Source organism: Pantoea sp. EKM101V (assembly GCF_011800325.1).
GTDB classification, from domain to species: domain Bacteria; phylum Pseudomonadota; class Gammaproteobacteria; order Enterobacterales; family Enterobacteriaceae; genus Pantoea; species Pantoea anthophila.
The window spans coordinates 314,354-334,711 of sequence record NZ_JAALFP010000005.1; the positions used below are offsets into that span (position 1 = coordinate 314,354).

At 57.9% G+C, this 20,358-nt stretch carries 13 protein-coding genes and 1 riboswitch; of the genes, 6 read left to right on the forward strand and 7 right to left on the reverse strand.

The window, feature by feature from the left end; translation table 11 throughout:
- Window positions 1-24: 24 nt before the first annotated feature.
- Window positions 25-717 carry an aquaporin Z gene (gene aqpZ, locus HFD92_RS10930; RefSeq protein ID WP_167428919.1) on the reverse strand — a complete coding sequence of 231 codons (693 nt, stop codon included), beginning with the start codon at window positions 715-717 and terminating at the stop codon, window positions 25-27.
- A 242-nt stretch (window positions 718-959) separates the two neighbouring features.
- Window positions 960-2,312, reverse strand: coding sequence for a lysine-sensitive aspartokinase 3 (lysC, locus tag HFD92_RS10935; RefSeq protein ID WP_167428920.1), 1,353 nt, complete (start codon window positions 2,310-2,312; stop codon window positions 960-962).
- Window positions 2,313-2,431: 119 nt separating this feature from the next.
- Window positions 2,432-2,622: riboswitch (Lysine riboswitch) on the reverse strand.
- Window positions 2,623-3,033: 411 nt separating this feature from the next.
- On the opposite strand from lysC, the gene pgi reads away from it, so the two are divergent.
- The 5 genes from pgi to HFD92_RS10960 all read left to right on the forward strand — a co-directional run bounded on the left by pgi (window position 3,034) and on the right by HFD92_RS10960 (window position 9,147).
- Window positions 3,034-4,680, forward strand: coding sequence for a glucose-6-phosphate isomerase (gene pgi / locus HFD92_RS10940; RefSeq protein ID WP_009092632.1), 1,647 nt, complete (start codon window positions 3,034-3,036; stop codon window positions 4,678-4,680).
- 564 nt (window positions 4,681-5,244) lie between these two features.
- The gene (yjbE, locus tag HFD92_RS10945; RefSeq protein WP_009092634.1) at window positions 5,245-5,493 is read left to right on the forward strand and encodes an exopolysaccharide production protein YjbE; all 249 of its coding nucleotides are present in this window, start codon (window positions 5,245-5,247) and stop codon (window positions 5,491-5,493) included.
- 176 nt (window positions 5,494-5,669) lie between these two features.
- Window positions 5,670-6,317 carry a YjbF family lipoprotein gene (locus HFD92_RS10950; RefSeq protein WP_009092635.1) on the forward strand — a complete coding sequence of 216 codons (648 nt, stop codon included), beginning with the start codon at window positions 5,670-5,672 and terminating at the stop codon, window positions 6,315-6,317.
- Complete coding sequence (locus HFD92_RS10955; RefSeq protein ID WP_167428921.1) at window positions 6,314-7,057, forward strand: capsule biosynthesis GfcC family protein; 744 nt, start codon at window positions 6,314-6,316, stop codon at window positions 7,055-7,057. Before HFD92_RS10950 ends, HFD92_RS10955 begins: the two co-directional genes overlap by 4 nt.
- Window positions 7,057-9,147 (forward strand): YjbH domain-containing protein, encoded by a 2,091-nt coding sequence (locus HFD92_RS10960; protein ID WP_167428922.1) that lies wholly within the window; start codon window positions 7,057-7,059, stop codon window positions 9,145-9,147. The genes HFD92_RS10955 and HFD92_RS10960 overlap by 1 nt, the downstream gene beginning before the upstream one ends.
- Window positions 9,148-9,507: 360 nt before the next feature.
- Here the strand turns inward: HFD92_RS10960 and metH are convergent, their stop codons facing one another.
- A complete protein-coding gene (metH, locus tag HFD92_RS10965; RefSeq protein WP_167428936.1) occupies window positions 9,508-13,191 on the reverse strand; it encodes a methionine synthase in 3,684 nt (1,227 codons plus the stop codon).
- 194 nt (window positions 13,192-13,385) lie between these two features.
- On the opposite strand from metH, the gene iclR reads away from it, so the two are divergent.
- Window positions 13,386-14,213 carry a glyoxylate bypass operon transcriptional repressor IclR gene (iclR, locus tag HFD92_RS10970; protein ID WP_046100998.1) on the forward strand — a complete coding sequence of 276 codons (828 nt, stop codon included), beginning with the start codon at window positions 13,386-13,388 and terminating at the stop codon, window positions 14,211-14,213.
- On the opposite strand, the gene aceK is transcribed toward iclR, so the two are convergent.
- From aceK to metA, 4 genes are all read right to left on the reverse strand, one after another.
- Window positions 14,188-15,936: a bifunctional isocitrate dehydrogenase kinase/phosphatase gene (gene aceK, locus HFD92_RS10975; RefSeq protein WP_167428923.1), complete on the reverse strand. Its 1,749-nt coding sequence runs from the start codon at window positions 15,934-15,936 to the stop codon at window positions 14,188-14,190. The genes iclR and aceK overlap by 26 nt on opposite strands.
- A 61-nt stretch (window positions 15,937-15,997) precedes the next feature.
- Window positions 15,998-17,299: an isocitrate lyase gene (gene aceA, locus HFD92_RS10980; protein WP_167428924.1), complete on the reverse strand. Its 1,302-nt coding sequence runs from the start codon at window positions 17,297-17,299 to the stop codon at window positions 15,998-16,000.
- Window positions 17,300-17,316: 17 nt separating this feature from the next.
- Window positions 17,317-18,915, reverse strand: coding sequence for a malate synthase A (aceB, locus tag HFD92_RS10985; protein ID WP_167428925.1), 1,599 nt, complete (start codon window positions 18,913-18,915; stop codon window positions 17,317-17,319).
- A gap of 263 nt (window positions 18,916-19,178) precedes the next feature.
- Window positions 19,179-20,108, reverse strand: a complete 930-nt coding sequence (gene metA, locus HFD92_RS10990) for a homoserine O-succinyltransferase (protein WP_167428926.1) — start codon at window positions 20,106-20,108, stop codon at window positions 19,179-19,181.
- Window positions 20,109-20,358 lie beyond the last annotated feature (250 nt).

Consider the following 20,358-nt stretch of genomic DNA (forward strand, 5'->3'; position numbering starts at 1 on the left):
CCGATCCGCTGCAAATCGACGAAATTACGCTGCTTTATCCTCTAAACTGCGGTAGATCACACCACCCACCACACCACCGATAACCGGCATCAGCCAGAACATCCACAGTTGTGAGAGTGCCCAGTCCCCCTGGAACAGGGCTACTGCCGTGCTGCGAGCCGGGTTGACCGAGGTGTTGGTCACCGGAATCGTCACAAGATGAATCAGGGTTAACGCCAGGCCAATCGCGATCGGCGCAAAGCCTTTCGGTGCGCGTTCGCTGGTCGCCCCCATGATGACGATCAGGAAGATGGCGGTCATCACGACTTCGCTGATCATGCCCGCCTGCAGGCTGAAGCCGCCCGGCGAATGCGCGCCGTAACCGTTCGCCGCGAAGCCGCTGGCGGCGGCACTGAACTCGCCTCTGCCGCTGGCGATCAGCCAGAGCACCGCACCAGCCGCAATGCCACCCGCCAGCTGCGCGAGGATGTAAGGGATAGCCTGCGCCGCGGGAAAACGTCCGCCTGCCACCAGGCCCAGGGTGACCGCCGGGTTAAAATGACCGCCTGAAATGTGTCCGACCGCATAGGCCATGACCAGCACGCTCAACCCGAACGCCAGCGCCACGCCCAGAAAGCCAATGCCCAGCTGCGGAAACGCGGCAGACAGCACGGCACTCCCGCAACCGCCCGCCACCAGCACAAAGGTGCCCAGCGCTTCTGCGATTAACCTTTTCATGATATTTCCTGTGATTGGGTGAATGGATTATGCGGCGGGATTATAAAACTGCGCAGGCGGATCGCAACGCAACTACATGAAATGGCAGGATAAAAGGGTTGCCATTTGGCAACAGGGAATAATAACCCTTTGTAAAAAGGGGATTTATCCGGGATGAGGTAACGCGGGGGAAAACCGGCCAGGGTGACCCGGCCGGACGCTTTCTCAGGCCGCGCTGAGGCGGCCTGAGAAAACAGAGAGGCTTACTCGAACAGATTGCGGTGCAGCGTACGCACCACGCTTTCTGCATCGTTGCCCGGCACCAGGAAGCAGAGGTTGTAGCTGCTGGCACCGTAGCAAATCATGCGCAGGTTGAACGGGTCGAGCACACCAAACACCTCTTTGCCAACGCCGCAGGCTTTAGAGAGCTGGTTGCCGATAATCGCCACCAGCGCCAGATCTTCTTCTACTTCTACCCGGCAGAGCGACGAGAGTTCCGTCAGCAGCGCCTGGGTCAGCAGGCTGGCACTGGTAGAGGTGGAGCCGGTGGTGTCGAGCGTCAGCGCCACGCTCACTTCCGAGGTGGTGATCAGATCGACCGAGACGTTGTGGCGCGCCAGAATGTTGAACAGTTCGGCGAGGAAACCAAACGTATGCAGCATGTTCAGGCTGTGCAGCGTTAACAGCGTCTGCTTGCGGCGCAACGCCAGCGCCCGGAACAGCGGCGGGTTGCGGGTTTCGTTGCAGACGCGGGTTCCTCCCGCGGCCGGATCCTTGCTGGAGCCGACAAAGACCGGGATACCGCGGCGTACGGCGGGCAGCAGCGTGGCCGGATGCAGGACTTTCGCGCCAAACGTCGCCATTTCAGCGGCTTCTTCAAAGGTGATTTCATCAATACGCTTCGCGGTCGGCACCACGCGCGGATCGGTGGTGTAGATACCCGGCACATCGGTCCAGATATCCACGCGCGCCGCGTGAAGGGCTTCGCCAAGCAGCGCTGCGGTGTAATCACTGCCGCCACGGCCTAACGTGGTGGTGCGTCCTTCACTTTCACTGCCGATGAAGCCCTGGGTCACAACCAGCGCCTGCGCGATGCGCGGCTGCAGCTGCTCCGTCGCCTGCGTTGCCAGCACGTCGACGTCCGGCACAGCCCGGCCAAAGCGATCGTCGGTGCGCAGCACTTTGCGAACGTCAAACCACTCCGCATTGACCTGGCGTTCACGCAGAATTTCAACAAACAGCAGGGAGGACATCAGCTCGCCGTGACTGACCAGTTCATCGGTCAGGGCACTTGAGGTGGCCAGCGAAGCGGCTTCGGAGAGCATACTGATATTGTCGATCATCCGATCGATTTCATCGCGGATCACATCCGGACGCTGCAGACGATCCACAATGGCATACTGGATACGGCGGATATCATCGAGCAGAACGGCACGCTGGGCAGCGGGCTGGCCTTCAGCCAGCGAAACCAGCAGATTGGTGATGCCCGCCGAGGCGGAAAGCACCACCAGACGGGTGCTGGCATCCTGCAGCACCACATCAGCGCTGCGATTCATCGCTTCAAAATCAGCGACGCTGGTGCCGCCAAATTTTGCCACAATCAGTGTTTGAGACATGTAGTAGAACCTCGTGTCAGGTTATCTTGTTCCCGCCATTGAGAAAGGGGTCGGGAAACATTCTTTCAGCCAGGCACAAGGAAAGAGCAGAAACGGGCAGACCAGATCGGGTAGACGAGTCACCCAGAAGCGCCCCACCTTGCGAAACGTCGACTGCACGTTTCTGGTGACAACCCAGAGGATTCAGCCCCTGTAGCCGACAGGCAACACACCGCGTGCTGACCCACCTCGGCGTCGCTCCCCATCATGTGTTTTCGCCGGATACGGTTCCTCCAACACACTGCCTGGGCGACGCGCCTCTTCTGGCTTGCGCACAGGTGCGCAAGTAGGCGCATACATTTAGCCTTTTCTGGCCCTGCTGTCAATGTCAGCATGGCTGGCGCGCCGCATCAGAAAACAAATCTGCCTGCGCCACAGCGGCTAGAGTGCTGGGTGGGTTCAGCCCGGCGCGCCCTTTTTTCTGCGAAGCTTAATGGGTTCTGATTCGGCACAACGTTTTGTATGGCCTTTCGCGTCACACTCGGTCGGACGTTGTCACTGCCCTCTCCGGCTGTTCGCGCCAGTGAATGCTGGCGACAGGATGCGGGCTTTCCGCTCTCCAGCCCGGAGCGCGCTGACAAAATTTTTCCTTTCAGTTACAACTGTGGTCATACTGAAACGCTAAACGGGGTCGATGTGACCCGATGGGATGACGGTTCTTTTTATCAACAAGAGTGTTGCCATGAAAAATATCAATCCGACACAAACCGCAGCCTGGAAAGCGCTGCAACAGCATTTTGAGCAGATGAAATCGGTGGAAATTGCCGATCTGTTTGCTGAGGATGCCGATCGTTTTGCCAAATTCTCTGCCACCTTTGATGATCAGATGCTGGTGGATTTCTCCAAAAACCGCATCACCCAGGAAACCCTCGATAAGTTACAGGCGCTGGCCAGAGAGACCGACCTCAGCGGTGCCATTAAGTCTATGTTCTCGGGTGAAAAGATTAACCGGACCGAAGATCGTGCGGTGCTGCACGTCGCGCTGCGTAACCGCAGCAACACCCCGATTCTGGTGGATGGCAAAGATGTGATGCCGGAAGTGAACGCGGTGCTGGATAAGATGAAAGGCTTCTCCGAACGTATCATCAGCGGCGAGTGGAAAGGCTACACCGGTAAAGCGATTACGGACGTGGTAAACATCGGTATCGGCGGCTCCGACCTCGGCCCGTTCATGGTGACTGAGGCGCTGCGCCCGTATAAAAACCACCTGAACATGCACTTTGTTTCTAACGTTGACGGCACCCACATCGCCGAAACGCTGAAAGATCTCAGCCCGGAAACCACCCTGTTCCTGGTCGCATCGAAGACCTTTACCACGCAGGAAACCATGACCAACGCCCACAGTGCGCGTGACTGGTTTCTGAAAACGGCTGGCGATCAGCAGCACGTGGCGAAACACTTTGCGGCGCTCTCCACCAACGCCAAAGCGGTGGGCGAGTTTGGCATCGACACCAACAACATGTTTGAATTCTGGGACTGGGTAGGCGGTCGCTATTCGCTCTGGTCTGCCATCGGCCTGTCGATCATTCTCTCTATCGGTTTCGATAACTTCGAGCAGCTGCTGAGCGGCGCGCACGCCATGGATCAGCACTTCGCCTCGACGCCTGCTGAACAGAACCTGCCGGTGCTGCTGGCGCTAATTGGTATCTGGTACAACAACTTCTTTGGTGCCGAAACCGAAGCGATCCTGCCTTATGACCAGTACATGCACCGCTTTGCGGCCTATTTCCAGCAGGGAAATATGGAGTCAAACGGCAAGTATGTGGATCGCGACGGTCACCCGGTGGACTACCAGACCGGTCCTATTATCTGGGGCGAACCGGGCACCAACGGTCAGCATGCGTTCTATCAGCTGATCCATCAGGGAACCAAGCTGGTGCCGTGCGACTTTATTGCACCCGCCATCAGCCATAACGCCCTCGCCGACCACCATCCGAAGCTGCTTTCCAACTTCTTTGCGCAGACCGAAGCGCTGGCCTTTGGTAAGTCACGCGACGTCGTGGAGAAAGAGTTTACGGATGCCGGTAAATCTGCAGAGTCCGTGGCCCATATCGTGCCGTTCAAAGTCTTTGAAGGTAACCGCCCGACCAACTCTATCCTGCTGCGTGAGATTACCCCATTCAGCCTGGGTGCGCTGATTGCCCTGTATGAACATAAAATCTTCACTCAGGGCGCCATCCTGAATATCTTCACCTTCGATCAGTGGGGTGTGGAATTAGGGAAGCAACTGGCGAACCGCATTCTGCCGGAACTGGAAAATGATGAACAGATTACCAGTCATGACAGTTCCACTAATGCCTTAATTAATCGCTACAAGTCCTGGCGTTAATCGGCTTTAAATTAATCAGGCGGCATATTTGCCGCCTTTTTTTGTCTCTGTTTACGCCGGTCTGGCGTTTTATGGATACACAGACCGTCACTGGCGCGGGAAAATTCCGAAAGTCACCTAAGACAATTCTGAACATTGCCGGATCATACCCGCCAATACCCAGTATAAAATGGACCTGAAAAGTGTCATCACCCTGGGTTAACCCTTGATTCATAATCCTATTTAATTTTAGCAATCCTGAGTAAATTCTGATTATTCTTATTCCGTACCAGATGTTAATAAAAGAGAACATTACGCTTTGCAATTCTTTAACCCGCAGCGAAATATCTGGCATCAGGCCGAAATATTCCGATATAAAAGGCGGTTATCTCCAATCTGACTGATTAAATCACGCCATCACCCCCTCCGCCGCCCTGGTTTTTATGGCGCTGAACTCTGATATTTTGTTGCCCTATAATGAACGCGCCCGCAATGGGACTGCCTGTCGCTCTGGTCACAGCTTGTCTGTATAGCCAGGGTCGTCAGGCGGAGATCCTTCATTCACTCAATGCAGGAAACGTTGTTATGAAAAAAACTATGGTTGCCGGTGCAGCCCTGATCCTCGTTGCCGCCTCATCCAGCGCCTTTGCCGCGCCGGAAGAAGCGGGTTCCGCAGCTGGCGCGCAGGCGGGAGCAATCTCGTCCGGCACGTCGACCGCTGTCGGTATCGGTGCGCTGGGCGCGCTGGTCGGGATCGGGATCGCCGCTTCTGGCGGTGGTGACGGTGCAAATACCGGTACAACAACCACAACCACAACGAGCACAACTCGTTGATGGAAACCCGAAACGCGTCTGATTGCTGACCGGTGACTCACGGGCAACGCTGACGTTTCAGCGACGCCACACAGTCCGCCGTTTTGCCGCCAGACGTAACGGGCAGAGCACCTTTAAACATAACCACACGTCTGTGTGGTTATTTTTACTTTGGCATGACTTATCAGGGACACACAGTGCGCCAACTTCCTCTGCTGCTCGCTTGCCTGCTGCTGCAGGCCTGTACACAAACGCAAAAAGGTCTTGAACAGACCCTGCTGCTCGCGGTTAACGGTCCTGACGACGTCACCGTAACCGATCAACAGGTCAACAATCTGCCCTACGCCAGTCTCTATGCCCGTCTGAATGAGGGACCGCGTATTTTCGTGGTGCTGGGCTACAACGAGAATGGTCAGCAGAAATGGGTGACTCAGGATCAGGCGATGCTGGTCACACAGCATGGGCGCCTGGTAAAAACCCTGGGCTTACCGGATAACCTGCTGAGCGTCAGCAATCTGCAGCAGGACCCGCTGGCTGCCCCCCTTCACCTCAGCAATGGCGCAGGCTGGACCCGCATCGTGCAGTGGACCGAACAGGGCAAGGTTCGCGGTGCGACCGTGCGTTCTACCTTTGCGCGCGGCACCGATGAAGTCCTGACCCTCGCGGGCAACCGCATTCCCTGCCGCGTCTGGCATGAGCAGGTGAGCATCGACAGCAGTAACCGCACGTGGGAAAACACCTTCTGGATCGATAACAGCAGCGGCGATGTGGTGCAGGCCCATCAGATGCTGGCGGCAGATGCCTTCCCTGTAGACACCACTATTCTGAAGCCGGCGAAATCATGAAAAAAATAACATTTTTGCTGGCCGGGCTGAGCCTGCTCAGCAGCGCAGGCGCGCAGGCGACGGCGCAGGTGATTGTCCACGCACCGCATAATGGCGGTCAGGCTGAACTGAGCCAGATTGCCGATCTCGCCCAACTGGTGACGCTTCCTCCGCTGCAGGCGAACACGGACTGGCGTCGTACTTTTATTGCCGAGCGCGGTGCCAGCGCCGTGGCACAGCAGCACTATCAGCAGACGCTGGGCGAGCTGCGCGCGTGGCGTGCCGACAGCAGTGGCGACCGGGCGGCGGCCATTGATGAGGTGATCCGCCAGCTGAGTGCGATCAGGGTAACAGGCCGCCAGTTTATCTCGCTCGACCCGGACTGGATCCGTCTGGATCCGGCAGACAACCGTCGTCTGGAAGGCAGCTATGACCTCTGGCTGCAAACCCCGTCCGATTCCGTGCTGCTGCTCGGCGCGCTGAGTGGGGCAGGCAAAGTGAGCTGGCAACCGGGAAAATCCGTACGTGACTATCTTGCGGAGCATTCGTTACTTTCCGGGGCAGAACGCAATTTTGTTACGGTGATTGCCCCGTCGGGTGCCACGCAGCAGGTGCCGGTAGCGTACTGGAATCATCGCCATGTGGAAGTGGAGCCAGGCAGCATTATCTGGCTCGGCTTTTCATCGTGGAGCCTGCCAGGCGCCTATGAAGATCTCAACGATCGCCTTCTCTCCGTACTGACTCACCGGATACCAGACTGATGAAAAAACGTTATCTCTTCAGCCTGCTGGCTGTTTCCGTGGCGGCAGCCTGTCAGGCGCAGGCTGACACCTGGCCTGCGCCGGTGGGACCTTCACAATCTGATTTTGGCGGCGTGGGCCTGATGCAGGTGCCGACCGCGCGCATGGCCAGAGAGGGGGAGTTCAGCCTCAATGCCCGCGACAACGATCAGTATCGCTACTACTCCGCATCGCTGCAGCTCTTCCCGTGGCTGGAGACGACCGTGCGTTACACCGACGTGCGTACCCGCCAGTACAGTGCGGTCTCTGAATTCAGCGGCACGCAAAGCTATAAAGATAAAGCCTTCGACCTGAAACTGCGTCTGTGGCAGGAAGGATTCTGGCTGCCGGAAGTGGCGGTCGGCACCCGCGATCTCGGCGGCACGGGCCTGTTCGACAGCGAATATCTGGTGGCGACCAAGGCCTGGGGGCCGTTCGACTTTACGTTCGGTCTCGGCTGGGGCTATCTCGGCAACAGCGGCACGGTGAAGAACCCCTTCTGTTCCTACAGCGACAGCTACTGTCAGCGTCCACGGGTCGGCGAAGCGGGTTCCATCAACGGCTCGCAGATGTTCCACGGTCCGACGGCGCTGTTTGGCGGTATTGAGTATCAGACCCCCTGGCAGCCGCTGCGCCTTAAAATGGAGTATGAGGGCAACGACTATCAGAATGACTTTGCTGGCCGTCTGGAGCAGCGTAGCAAGCTGAACGTCGGGGCGATTTACCGTGTGACCGACTGGGCGGATATCAACGCCAGCTACGAACGCGGCAACACCTTTATGTTTGGTGTTACCCTGCGCACGAACTTTAACGATCTGCGCCAGGCGCACATCGACAGCGAGAAGCCCGCCTACAATCCGCAGACGCAGCCGCGTCTGCTGGAGCCGACCGTGGTGGGGAATCAGCTTACCGACCTGAAATATAACGCCGGTCTCGATGGCCCGCGTATTCAGACACAGGGGCATACGCTCTATGTCTCCGGTGAGCAGACCAAATATCGCGATACCCGCGAAGGCGTCGATCGCGCTAACCGCATCATCATGAATCATCTGCCGGACGGCATCGACACCATCAATGTCACCGAGTCGCGCTTTAATATGCCGCAGGTCACCACGGAAACGCAGGTCGCCAGCCTGCGTAACGATCTGCAAGGCTATCCGCTGGGCCATGAGCAGCCGCTGCAGCAGACGCGCAAAGATCCGGTCGATCCGGGCACTACTGAGCAGGGGATGTTTATCCGCAAAGATCGCCTGAATTACAGCCTGTCACCGGTGCTGAATCAGTCGGTGGGCGGCCCGGAGAGTTTCTACATGTATCAGGTCGGCGTGATGGGTAACGTCGATTACTGGCTGACCGACCACCTGCTGGTGGGGGGCAGTCTGTTTGGCAACCTCGCCAACAACTACGATAAGTTCAACTATAACGGCGCACCGGCCGACTCATCGCTGCCGCGCGTGCGTACCCACATCCGCGACTACGTCGAGAATAACGTCTACGTTAACGATCTGCAGGCCAACTATATGGGCCACCTTGGTAACGGCTTCTATGGTCAGGTCTACGGCGGTTATCTGGAGACGATGTATGGCGGCGTGGGCGGCGAGGTGCTCTATCGTCCGGTTGATGCGAACTGGGCGGTGGGCGTCGATGCCAACTATGTCCGGCAGCGTGACTGGGACAACATGATGCAGTTCAACCGCTATAAAGCCTCAACCGGCAACCTGACCGGCTACTGGCGTCCGTGGTTTATGCAGGATGTGCTGGTGAAAGCCAGCGTCGGTCAGTATCTGGCGAAAGATAAAGGCGTGACGGTTGATGTGTCCAAGCGCTTTGACAGCGGCGTGATGGTGGGTGTGTATGCCACGAAAACCAACGTCTCCTCGGAAGAGTATGGCGAGGGTGACTTCACCAAAGGCTTCTATATCTCCGTGCCGATGGATCTGTTCACCGTGACGCCAACACGCGGTCGCGCGCAGGTTAACTGGGTGCCGCTGACGCGCGATGGCGGTCAGATGCTGGGTCGTAAATACCAGCTGTATGATCTGACCTCCGATCGCGACGTGCGCTTTAACTAAGCAGAAGCGGCCTCGTTCAGACGGCGGCCGGACGTAAAGCGATGGGAGCATACGCCTGAAGCAAAGCATAGCGGGCCAGGGATGGCCCGCGCTGAGCCTGCCATGGATGGCGTTAAGGCGACTTTGCGCAAGGCGTATGCTCCCTGAGCCTGCTCTGCGGTAAGCGGGTGCACGCACAGGGAACCCGGTCAGATCGGAAAGGCGCTAATGCCAATCCCTGGCCGCTCGGCCCGCGCCGTCCCTGGCGCGGGACGCTTTCCTCTTCTGACCGGGTTCCCTGCGCATTGAGCTTATTCATTGCAGTAAGATTCGCCCGGATTTAAATTTCCAGCTGTCTGAAGCGGTCTCCCGGCCGCTTTTTTACTCCTCGTCATAGCCAAGATGCGGTGCCAGCCAGCGTTCCACTTCGCTGACCGACATGCCTTTGCGGGCCGCATAATCCTCCACCTGGTCACGCTGGATCTGCGCCACGGCGAAATATCGACTGTCAGGATGGCTGAAGTACCAGCCAGCGACGGCGGCGCCCGGCCACATGGCATAGGATTCGGTGAGCGTCATGCCGATCTCTTCTTCCACCCCCAGCAGCGTCCAGATGGCCGCTTTTTCGGTGTGATCCGGGCAGGCCGGATAGCCTGGCGCCGGTCGTATCCCCTGATAACGCTCGCGAATCAGCTCGTCATTGCTGAGATTTTCATTGGGGGCGAAGCCCCAGATCACCTTACGCACCCGCTCATGCAGATATTCGGCAAACGCCTCCGCCAGACGGTCCGCCAGCGCCTTCACCATAATCTTGTTGTAGTCGTCATGCTGCAGGTCATACGCCGCCGCCAGCGCATCCTCTTCCAGCCCGCCGGTCACCGCGAAAGCGCCAAGATAATCCGCTTTTCCCGTTGATTTGGGTGCCACGAAATCAGCCAGGCAGTAGTTTGCAAAGTCGGTTTTCTCTGTCTGCTGACGTAAGTGATGACTCACACACAAAACTTCATCGCGCCGCTCATCGCTATAGAGATGGATATCGTCACCGACCCGGTTAGCCGGGAAAATACCGACCACGCTACGGGGTGTCAGCAGCGACTGCTCACTTAATCTGTCGAGCATCGCACTGGCATCGGCAAACAGACGCTGTGCCTCTTCACCCACCACCTCATCGTCCAGAATGCGGGGATATTTGCCCGCCAGCGACCAGGTCATAAAGAACGGCGTCCAGTCGATATAGTGGCGCAGCGTGTCGATACTGGCCTCAACCTGACTGACGCCGGGGCGATGCGGCACCGGTGGCGTGTAGTTTTCCCACGCGATCAGGCTGGCGTTATCGCGCGCGGCCTGCAGCGACACCGGCGGCGTGCGCGGTTTTTTGCGTGCGTGCTGGATGCGCACGGTTTCATACTCCCGTCGGGTCCGGGCAATAAAATCGGCTTTCAGCGTGTCGGAGAGCAGCGATGACACCACGCCGACGGTGCGTGAAGCGTTCTGCACGTAAACCGTCGGACCGCTGTAGTGCTGCTCGATTTTGACGGCGGTATGCGCCTTTGAGGTAGTCGCGCCGCCTATCAGCAGCGGCAGCGTAAAGCCCTGACGCTCCATCTCCTTCGCCATGTTAACCATCTCATCCAGCGACGGCGTGATCAGGCCCGACAAGCCGATGATATCCGCATCGACTTCCCGCGCGGTTTTCAGGATCTTCTCCCCTGGCACCATCACGCCCAGGTCGATAATTTCGTAGTTATTGCACTGCAGCACCACGCCAACAATATTCTTGCCGATGTCATGCACATCCCCTTTCACCGTGGCCAGCACGATTTTGCCGTTGCTGCGCCCGGCCTCTTTGCTGGCCTCGATAAAGGGTTCCAGATACGCCACCGCCTGTTTCATGACGCGTGCCGATTTCACCACCTGCGGCAAAAACATTTTGCCTTCGCCGAACAGGTCGCCGACCACATTCATGCCCGCCATCAGCGGCCCTTCAATAACCTCTATCGGGCGGGACACCTGCTGGCGTGCCTCTTCGGTGTCCTGCTCAATAAACTCCGTTATTCCTTTAACCAGCGAATATTCCAGCCGCTTAGCTACCGCCCAGCCGCGCCACTCCGCCAGCTGTTTCTCCTGCGCGCCGTCACTTTTGCCGCCACGGTACGTTTCCGCCAGCGCCAGCAGCCGCTCGGTGCCCTCTTCGCGCCGGTTGAGGATCACATCTTCGACGGCATCGCGCAGTTCAGCGGGCAGATCGTCATAGATAGCCAGCTGGCCGGCGTTCACGATCCCCATTCCCATGCCGTTGCGGATAGCGTGATAGAGGAACACGGCGTGGATCGCTTCGCGAACCGGTTCGTTGCCGCGAAAAGAAAATGAGACGTTGGAGACGCCGCCCGAGATCATCGCATGAGGCAGTTCACGCCGGATATCTTCGCACGCCCCGATAAAGTCCATCGCGTAGTTGTTGTGCTCCTCTATGCCGGTCGCCACGGCAAAGATATTGGGGTCAAAGATGATATCTTCCGGCGGGAAACCGACCTTCTGTGTGAGGATCTGATAAGCCCGGCGGCAGATCGCGATCTTACGGGCGCGGGTATCCGCCTGCCCCACTTCATCAAAGGCCATCACCACCATGGCAGCGCCGTAACGCCGCACCTGACGGGCATGATGGATAAAGGCCGCCTCGCCCTCTTTCATCGAAATCGAGTTAACAATCCCTTTGCCCTGAATGCACTGTAACCCTTTTTCAATCACCGCCCATTTCGAAGAGTCGATCATCACCGGCACGCGGGCGATATCGGGTTCGCCCGCAATCAGATTCAGAAAACGCACCATCGCCGCTTCAGCGTCGAGCATCCCTTCATCCATATTGATGTCGATAATCTGCGCGCCGCTCTGCACCTGCTGCAACGCGACGTCCAGCGCCTCGTGATATTTCTCTTCTTTAATCAGTCTTTTAAATTTTGCCGAGCCGGTGACGTTGGTGCGCTCCCCGACGTTCACAAACAGTGATTCGGCGCTGATGTTAAGCGGCTCCAGACCGGAGAGACGACAGGCCACCGGAATAGCCGGTGGCTTCCGCGGTGCGACGCCTTCAACAGCGGCGGCCATGGCGGCAATATGCTGCGGCGTCGTGCCACAGCAGCCGCCAATAATATTCAGGAAGCCGGCACGGGCCCATTCCCCCATCTGCCGGGCCATCACTTCCGCATCGAGATCATATTCGCCAAACGCATTGGGCAGACCCGCGTTGGGGTGCGCGCTGACGTAGCCCTCAGCGATGCGCGACAGCTCCGCCACATACTGACGCAGCTCATCCGGGCCGAGCGCACAGTTCAGACCAAAAGAGAGGGGTTCTGCATGACGCAGAGCGTTATAAAAGGCTTCGGTGGTCTGGCCGGAGAGTGTCCGCCCGGAGGCATCGGTAATCGTCCCGGAGATCATCAGCGGCAGCGTCACGCCCAGCGCCTCCATCTCGCTCTGCACCGCATAGACCGCGGCTTTCGCATTCAGCGTGTCGAACACCGTTTCAATCATGATGAGGTCAACACCGCCCTCCACCAGCGCGCGGGTCGACTCCCGGTACGCATCCACCAGCTGACTGAAGGTGACGTTGCGAAAGGCGGGATCGTTTACATCGGGCGAGATAGAGCAGGTGCGGTTAGTCGGGCCCAGCACGCCCGCCACAAAGCGCGGACGATCCGGCGTTTTCGCCGTCCATGCATCGGCGCAGGATCGTGCCAGCCGGGCCGCTTCACGGTTAATTTCTGCCGAGAGGCTTTCCATGCGGTAATCTGCCATCGCAATCGACGTGGCATTGAAGGTGTTGGTTTCGAGGATGTCAGCGCCTGCGGCCAGATAGGCGTCGTGGATCTCGCGGATCACCGCCGGCTGACTCAGCACCAGCAGATCGTTGTTGCCTTTAAGATCGCAGGGCCACTCTGCGAAGCGGCTGCCGCGAAAATCCGCCTCCTCCAGCCGGTAGCGCTGGATCATGGTGCCCATGGCACCGTCCAGCACCATAATGCGTCGTGCGAGCTGCTGATATAACGCGTCGATTTTCGTGCTCACCGTTGCCCCACTCACGTCAGTCTGCTGGCGAAAAAGCCTGTTTTTCATTCTGGCACAAGCTTAACTGGCGACAAAGTCACCTTATCCGGGACGGATAACGATCGCGGGCTGAGAGGTCTGACCAGAAAAGCAGCGTTTGCAAACGTCACGATTAAAACGAAAATGATTTCCACAATGCAAAAGAGGAGTTTCCCATGGCAACGCCGGTTCCCGCTAAGCGCGGCAAAAAACCCCGTAGCACCCCTGTCGCCGCACCTGCGGGCGGTCAGGTCCAGTCGCTGACGCGCGGCCTGACCCTGCTGGAGCTGATTGCCGATTCACACGGCAGCGTGGCGCTGACCGAACTGGCCCAGCAGGCGGGCCTGCCAAACTCCACCACCCATCGCCTGCTCAGCACCATGCAGCAGCAGGGTTTTGTCCGTCAGGTGGGCGACCTGGGTCTGTGGACTATCGGCGCACACGCCTTTGTGGTCGGCAGCAGTTTTCTGCAAAGCCGTAACCTGCTGGCGCTGGTGCACCCGGTGCTGCGCAGGCTGATGGAGCAGTCCGGCGAGACGGTCAATCTGGCGGTACTGGATCTCAGCGATCATCAGGCCGTGATCATCGATCAGGTGCAGTGTACGCAGCTGATGCGGATGTCCGCGCCGATTGGCGGCAAGCTGCCGATGCACGCCTCCGGTGCCGGCAAAGCGTTCCTGGCACATCTGGGCGATGAGCAGGTCACGGCGCTGTTGCATCAGAAGGGCTTGCACTACTACACCGCGAAGACGCTGATGTCGCCGCAGAGCCTGAAGGAGAATCTGGCGCAGGTGCGTAAAGCGGGCTTTTCCTTTGACGATGAAGAACATGCGCTGGGTCTGCGCTGTGTCGCCGCCCCCATCTATGACGAACATGGCGACGCCTTTGCGGCGCTCTCCATCTCCGGCCCGATTGCCCGCATGACGGATGACCGCATTACTGAACTCGGCGCGTTGGTCATCCGCGAGGCGCGACAGGTTACGCTGGCGTACAGTGGTCGTTAACGGTTTCTGCCGCGTAGCAGACGCTGAAACGCTGCGTCTGCCGCCAGGCAATCACCTCTTCCACATGGCCCTGAGCGATGCGCTGCTGCTGAGCGCGCCACCAGCCGGGGTCAAAAAGCTCCGGATGCAGTTGCAGCAGCAAGGCGCCGGTCGCGGCTTCGCTGCATAACGCATAGCGGAAAGTCTCCGGAAACACATCGTCCGGTCCGACGCTGTACCAGGGCTCTGCGCTGAGTTCATCTTCCTCATAACGCGCGCGCGGCACCTCCCGGAAGTTCAGTTCGAGCATCGGGCGGATCTCATCGTAGTCATAAAAAATGACCCGGCCATGGCGGGTGATGCCGAAGTTTTTAAACAGCATATCGCCGGGAAAGATATTGGCGGCCGCCAGCTGCCGGATGGCGTTGCCATACTCCTCGATCGCATGATGCCGCTCTGCCGCGCTGGCCTGCGCCAGATAGAGATTAAGCGGCTGCATCCGTCGCTCCAGCCACAGATGACGAATAATCAGACGGTCGCCCTGGATCTCCACTTTTTCTGCCGCACAGGCGTTCAGCTCAGCCAGCAGCGCCGGTGAGAAGCGCGCCAGCGGCAGCGCAAACTGCTCAAACTCCTGCGTATCGGCCATACGTCCCACGCGATCATGCTCTTTGACCTGCTGATAACAGGCGCGCACCTGCGCTTCCGTCACCTCTTTCTGTGGCGCGAAGCGATCCTTAATCACCTTAAACACCCGATCAAACCCCGGCAGCGTGAAAACCAGCATCACCATGCCGCGCACGCCAGGCGCGATCTCAAAGGCCGCATCACTCTCTGCCAGCGCCTGAAGATATTCACGGTAGCTTTCCGTTTTGCCATGTTTCTGGCAGCCAATTGCCCTGTACCGTTCCGCCAGGGTTTTGCCCGGCAGAATCGGTTGCAGCCAGGCGACCAGCGCAGCAGGCACCGGGGCATAGACCATAAAACAGGCGCGGGCGAACCCAAAGACAATGCTGGCGTCATTCACATCGGTGAGACAGGTGTCTATCCAGAGTTCGCCGGCGTCAGTGCGCTGAATCGGCAGCAGACAGGGAGCGATGCCGTCCGGCAGATGCAGGCGCGCCACCAGCCACGCGGTTTTGTTGCGATAAAAAAGCTCACTGCTGACCTCAAGCCAGCCCTGATCCAGACCGGCAAAGTGCGACGTCAGGTGACGGACAATCCAGCCGACATCCCGGGCGCGATGCTGCCACGGCAGGGTCAGTGGTAAATCGGCCAGAGCCTGATCCACCACGGCCCGCCAGCCTCTGTCCGGCAGATAACGTCGCGACAGGGGCCGCAAAGGGGTAACCGGCGTAGCCTGGGATTGAGAGCTGAAGATAAACAGGCGCTCCGGCTGCAGATCGGCATGGCCATGTAACCGGCAGTAGACGGAGTTAAAAAAGCTTTCGGCAATTTCATGCCGCGGGTAGCCGGGAAGCAGACTCTGATAGTGTTCCTTGATCCGCAGCCAGAATGCCTGATCCCAGTCTGCCGCGCCGTTCAGCACCCGCAGCTGGTCAGCAACCAGCGAGACATGATGGTCGTAGAGGTGGATGCGAGCCTTCATGGCGTGCTGCACCGCCTGCCACTCCGCCTGTTCAAACCGCTGCTGCGCTCCGGCGGTGATATCCAGAAAGCGGCCATACTGCGCATCTGACCCCTGCAGAATCGTGTGGGCGATTAAAGATTCACGTGGCGGCATAATCAGCTCCGGCAAAGGCCCGCCCGCAGCGTGCGGGCGGGAGATCCGTCAGGAAAGCGCGTCAGAACTGATGCTCTTCGGTCGAACCGGTCAGCGCCGTAACCGACGATTTACCGCCCTGAATGGTGGTGGTGACCTGATCGAAATAGCCGGTGCCCACCTCCTGCTGATGCGACGAGAAGCTGTAACCGCGATCGCGCGCCGCAAACTCAGGTTGCTGAACCTTTTCAACATAGTGTCGCATCCCTTCGCCCTGAGCATAGGCATGGGCCAGATCGAACATGTTGAACCACATGCTGTGGATGCCTGCCAGCGTGATGAACTGGAAGCGATAACCCATGTCGCTGAGCGACTGCTGAAACATCGCGATGGTGCTGTCGTCGAGATTCTTCTTCCAGTTGAACGACGGCGAACAGTTGTAGGCCAGCAGCTTGCCGGGAAAGCGCGCATGAATGGCGTCGGCAAAGCGCTGCGCCATCGCCAGGTCCGGCGTCGAGGTTTCACACCACAGGATGTCAGCATAGGGTGCATAGGCCAGACCGCGACTGATCGCCTGTTCTATCCCCGCATGGGTGCGAAAGAACCCTTCAGCCGTCCGGTCGCCCCGGATAAAGGGACGGTCGTATTCATCGCAGTCTGAAGTGATCAGGTCAGCGGCATCGGCATCGGTGCGGGCCAGCAGCAGGGTGGGCACCCCCATCACATCGGCGGCCAGCCGGGCCGCCACCAGTTTCTGAATCGCCTCCTGGGTCGGCACCAGCACCTTACCGCCCATATGGCCGCATTTTTTCACCGCAGCCAGCTGATCCTCGAAGTGAACCGCCGCGGCACCCGCCTGAATCATCGCCTTCATCAGTTCGAATGCGTTCAGCACGCCGCCAAAACCCGCTTCCGCATCGGCAACAATCGGCAGAAAGAAATCGGTGTACCGGCTGTCACCCGCTTCGATACCCGCGGACCACTGAATCTGATCGGCACGCTGAAAGGTCTGATTGATGCGCGTCACGACCTCCGGCACTGAGTTGACCGGATAGAGCGACTGATCGGGATACATCTGCCCGGCAACGTTGGCATCTGCCGCCACCTGCCAGCCAGAGAGATAGATCGCTTCAATGCCCGCTTTCGCCTGCTGGAGGGCCTGACCGCCGCTCAGCGCGCCCAGACTGTTGATGTAGCCCTTCTTTGCCTTGCCGTTCAGCAGTGCCCAGAGTTTCTCTGCACCGCGCTCCGCCAGCGTACAGGCGGGTTGTAATGAGCCGCGCAGATTAACCACCTCTGCTGCGCTGTACGGGCGGGTAATCCCCTGCCAGCGTGCGGTCTGCCAATCCTGTTCAAGTTGCTCGATTTGTTGAGTGCGTGTCATGGCAATAGCTCCTCTGTTCAGGGGATCAGGCGGTAGCCTGGCAGGGTAAGAAAGGAAACCAGTTCGCGTTCGGTGGTGATCTGCGCCATCAGCTGCGCCGCGTCGTGGTAGCGACCGCCGCTGAAACGGGATTCACCCAGCGTGTTTTGCAGCAGATGCAGCTCTTCGTTCAGCCAGCGCAGAAACAGTTCAGCGGTGACCGGCTGGCCGCTGTCCAGGATTTGCTGGTGGCGAATCCACTGCCAGATAGAGGTGCGCGCAATCTCCGCCGTAGCGGCATCCTCCATCAGTCCATCAATCGGCACACAGCCGTTACCGCTAATCCAGGCCTCGAGGTATTGCAGCGCGACCCGGATGTTGGCACGCATACCCGCCTCGGTGCGTTGCCCTTCGCAGGGCGCAAGTAACTGCTCTGCCGTGATCGGGGCGTCCGCTTCACGCATGACATGCAGCTGATTAGGCCGGTTGCCGAGAGCGGCATTGAAGACGGCCATCGCACTCTCTGCCAGGCCAGGATGCGCTATCCAGGTGCCGTCGTGTCCATTGCCCGCCTCACGCTGCTTATCTTCCGTTACGCGTTGCAATACCCAGGCATTGCGCGCCGGATCTTTGTGGGGAATGAGGGCCGACATGCCTCCCATCGCAAATGCTCCCCGGCGATGACAGGTTTTAATCAGCAGTCGCGAATAGGCATCCAGGAATGGCTGCGACATGGTCACCGACTGGCGATCCGGCAATATCCGATCCGGATGCTGTTGCAGGGTTTTGATATAGCTGAAGATGTAATCCCAGCGACCGCAGTTCAGGCCGACGATGTGATCGCGCAGATTCCACAGGATCTCATCCATCTGGAAGACCGCAGGCAGGGTCTCGATCAGCACCGTCGCTTTGATCGTTCCGCGCGGCAGATCGAACTGATCCTCGCTGAAACGAAAGATCTCACGCCACCAGGCGACCTCCTGCCAGCTTTCGGTTTTCGGCAGATAGAAGTAAGGGCCGCTGCCTTTCGCCAGTAAAGCGCGAACGTTGTGGAAAAAGTAGAGAGCGAAATCGAACAGGCCGCCCGGAATCGCCTTACCCTGCCAGCTGACATGTTTTTCTGACAGATGCAGACCGCGCACCCGGCACATCAGCACCGCCGGATGGGCGTTTAACTGATAGATTTTTCCCTTGTCGCTGGTGTAACTCAGCGTCCCCTGCACCGCCTCGCGCAGCGTGAGCTGACCGTCAATCAGTTTTGACCACGCCGGGGAAAGCGAATCCTCAAAGTCAGCCATAAAGACGTTCACGTCAGCATTCAGCGCGTTGATCACCATCTTCCGATCGGGCGGCCCGGTGATCTCCACCCGGCGATCCGCTAAATCGGCCGGAATGGATCGAATATGCCATTCACTTTCTCTTATGGAAGCGGTTTCCATATCGAAGTCTGGCAGCGTGCCCTGGTCATAGCGTTGTTGTCGCCGCTGACGGTCGAGTAACAGTGCTTCGCGTTGCGGCGCAAAGCGTGTCACCAGAGCCTCTAAAAACGAGATGGCTTCAGGGGTAAACAGGCTCTCTGCTCCCTGGTTCAGGGGCTGGCTGAAGGTCAGTGTATGGCTGATCACGGAATCTGTCATGCTGGCGCTCTCCTGTATTCAAAAGATCGAATGCAGCGGATCCACTCGCTGTTTGTTTTGTGAGCTACAGATCCAGAGCATAAGCATTTATTTTCTTAAATCAAAAACTATTTCCATTTTTATATTTAAACGGCGATATCTCTCTGTTTCAGAACGGATTAAAGTTTCATCTTTTAAAGGAATGCTTTTCATCTGGCTTTTTACAGGCGAAAAAAAACCGTGCTGCCATCGGCTAACACGGTTCAGTTGAAGATTAAGCGGGACTATTCCAGTGTCGGATTCATGTGACGCAGATCGAATGGCGTGATCTGATAGACGTAGTAGTTGAGCCAGTTCGAAAACAGCAGATTGCCGTGGCTGCGCCAGGTGGCCCGCGGTGGCAGCGCCGGATTATTCTGCGGGAAATAGTTATACGGAATCTCCGGTTTCACGCCTGCCTCATAATCGCGATGGTACTCACCGGCCAGGGTCAGGGCATCATACTCCGGGTGACCGGTAACAAAGACCAGTCGCTTGTCTCTGCTCGCCATCAGATACGCACCGGTTTGTTCCGATTCAGCAAACAGCTCAAGATCGGTGTAATCCGTGATCAGCTGGGTAGGAAAATCAGCATAGCGTGAGTGCGGAGCCAGGAAATTATCATCAAAACCCCGGGTCAGTAACGCGTGCGGATGCAGTATCTGATGCTCATAGACGCCAGACAGTTTGTTCTGTCGGGTTTGTTTCGGAATATCATAGAGAATATTCAGCGCAGCCTGCACTGCCCAGCAGACAAACAGGGTCGAGGTAACATGCTCATTTGCCCAGTGCAGCACGCGCTGAATCTGTGGCCAGTAAGCGACATCGTTAAAATCAACCAGTCCGAGCGGCGCACCTGTCACGATTAAGCCATCGTAGTTGTCGTGCTGAATATCTTCGAAATTGCAGTAGAAGTTGTTGAGGTGCTCGCTGGGGGTGTTGCGCGACTCACGGCTGTCGATACGCAGCAGCTGAATATCGATCTGTAAGGGTGAGTTGGACAGCAGACGCAGAAACTGATTCTCCGTTTCGATCTTCTTCGGCATCAGATTCAGTACCAGCACTTTAAGCGGACGGATCTCCTGAACACTGGCGCGCGATGATGTCATGACAAAGACATTTTCATCACGCAAAAAATTTACTGCCGGTAATTCGTCGGGAACCCTGATTGGCATAACCTGCTCACCTCATACAACCGTATAAACGTTTAGACATCTGGATGCCCAACATTAGCCTGATTGGGGTGAGTTGTCGAGGTTTCATGCAGAAAATGAAAATGTTTCAGCTTAAACTGGCAAACAGCAGACGTAAAAAAGCCCCGCACGTCGGTGCGGGGCTTCTTCACTTGTATAATGCCTGGCAGTTCCCTACTCTCGCATGGGGAGGCCCCACACTACCATCGGCGCTACGGCGTTTCACTTCTGA

Excerpts from the sequence above, each read along its gene's own strand:
- pgi (WP_009092632.1), top strand. The coding sequence starts at position 3,034 with ATGAAAAATATCAATCCGACACAAACCGCAGCCTGGAAAGCGCTGCAA.
- aqpZ (WP_167428919.1), bottom strand. The coding sequence starts at position 717 with ATGAAAAGGTTAATCGCAGAAGCGCTGGGCACCTTTGTGCTGGTGGCG.
- aceB (WP_167428925.1), bottom strand. The coding sequence starts at position 18,915 with ATGACAGATTCCGTGATCAGCCATACACTGACCTTCAGCCAGCCCCTG.
- aceA (WP_167428924.1), bottom strand. The coding sequence starts at position 17,299 with ATGACACGCACTCAACAAATCGAGCAACTTGAACAGGATTGGCAGACC.
- HFD92_RS10960 (WP_167428922.1), top strand. The coding sequence starts at position 7,057 with ATGAAAAAACGTTATCTCTTCAGCCTGCTGGCTGTTTCCGTGGCGGCA.
- lysC (WP_167428920.1), bottom strand. The coding sequence starts at position 2,312 with ATGTCTCAAACACTGATTGTGGCAAAATTTGGCGGCACCAGCGTCGCT.
- metA (WP_167428926.1), bottom strand. The coding sequence starts at position 20,108 with ATGCCAATCAGGGTTCCCGACGAATTACCGGCAGTAAATTTTTTGCGT.
- aceK (WP_167428923.1), bottom strand. The coding sequence starts at position 15,936 with ATGCCGCCACGTGAATCTTTAATCGCCCACACGATTCTGCAGGGGTCA.
- HFD92_RS10955 (WP_167428921.1), top strand. The coding sequence starts at position 6,314 with ATGAAAAAAATAACATTTTTGCTGGCCGGGCTGAGCCTGCTCAGCAGC.
- iclR (WP_046100998.1), top strand. The coding sequence starts at position 13,386 with ATGGCAACGCCGGTTCCCGCTAAGCGCGGCAAAAAACCCCGTAGCACC.
- yjbE (WP_009092634.1), top strand. The coding sequence starts at position 5,245 with ATGAAAAAAACTATGGTTGCCGGTGCAGCCCTGATCCTCGTTGCCGCC.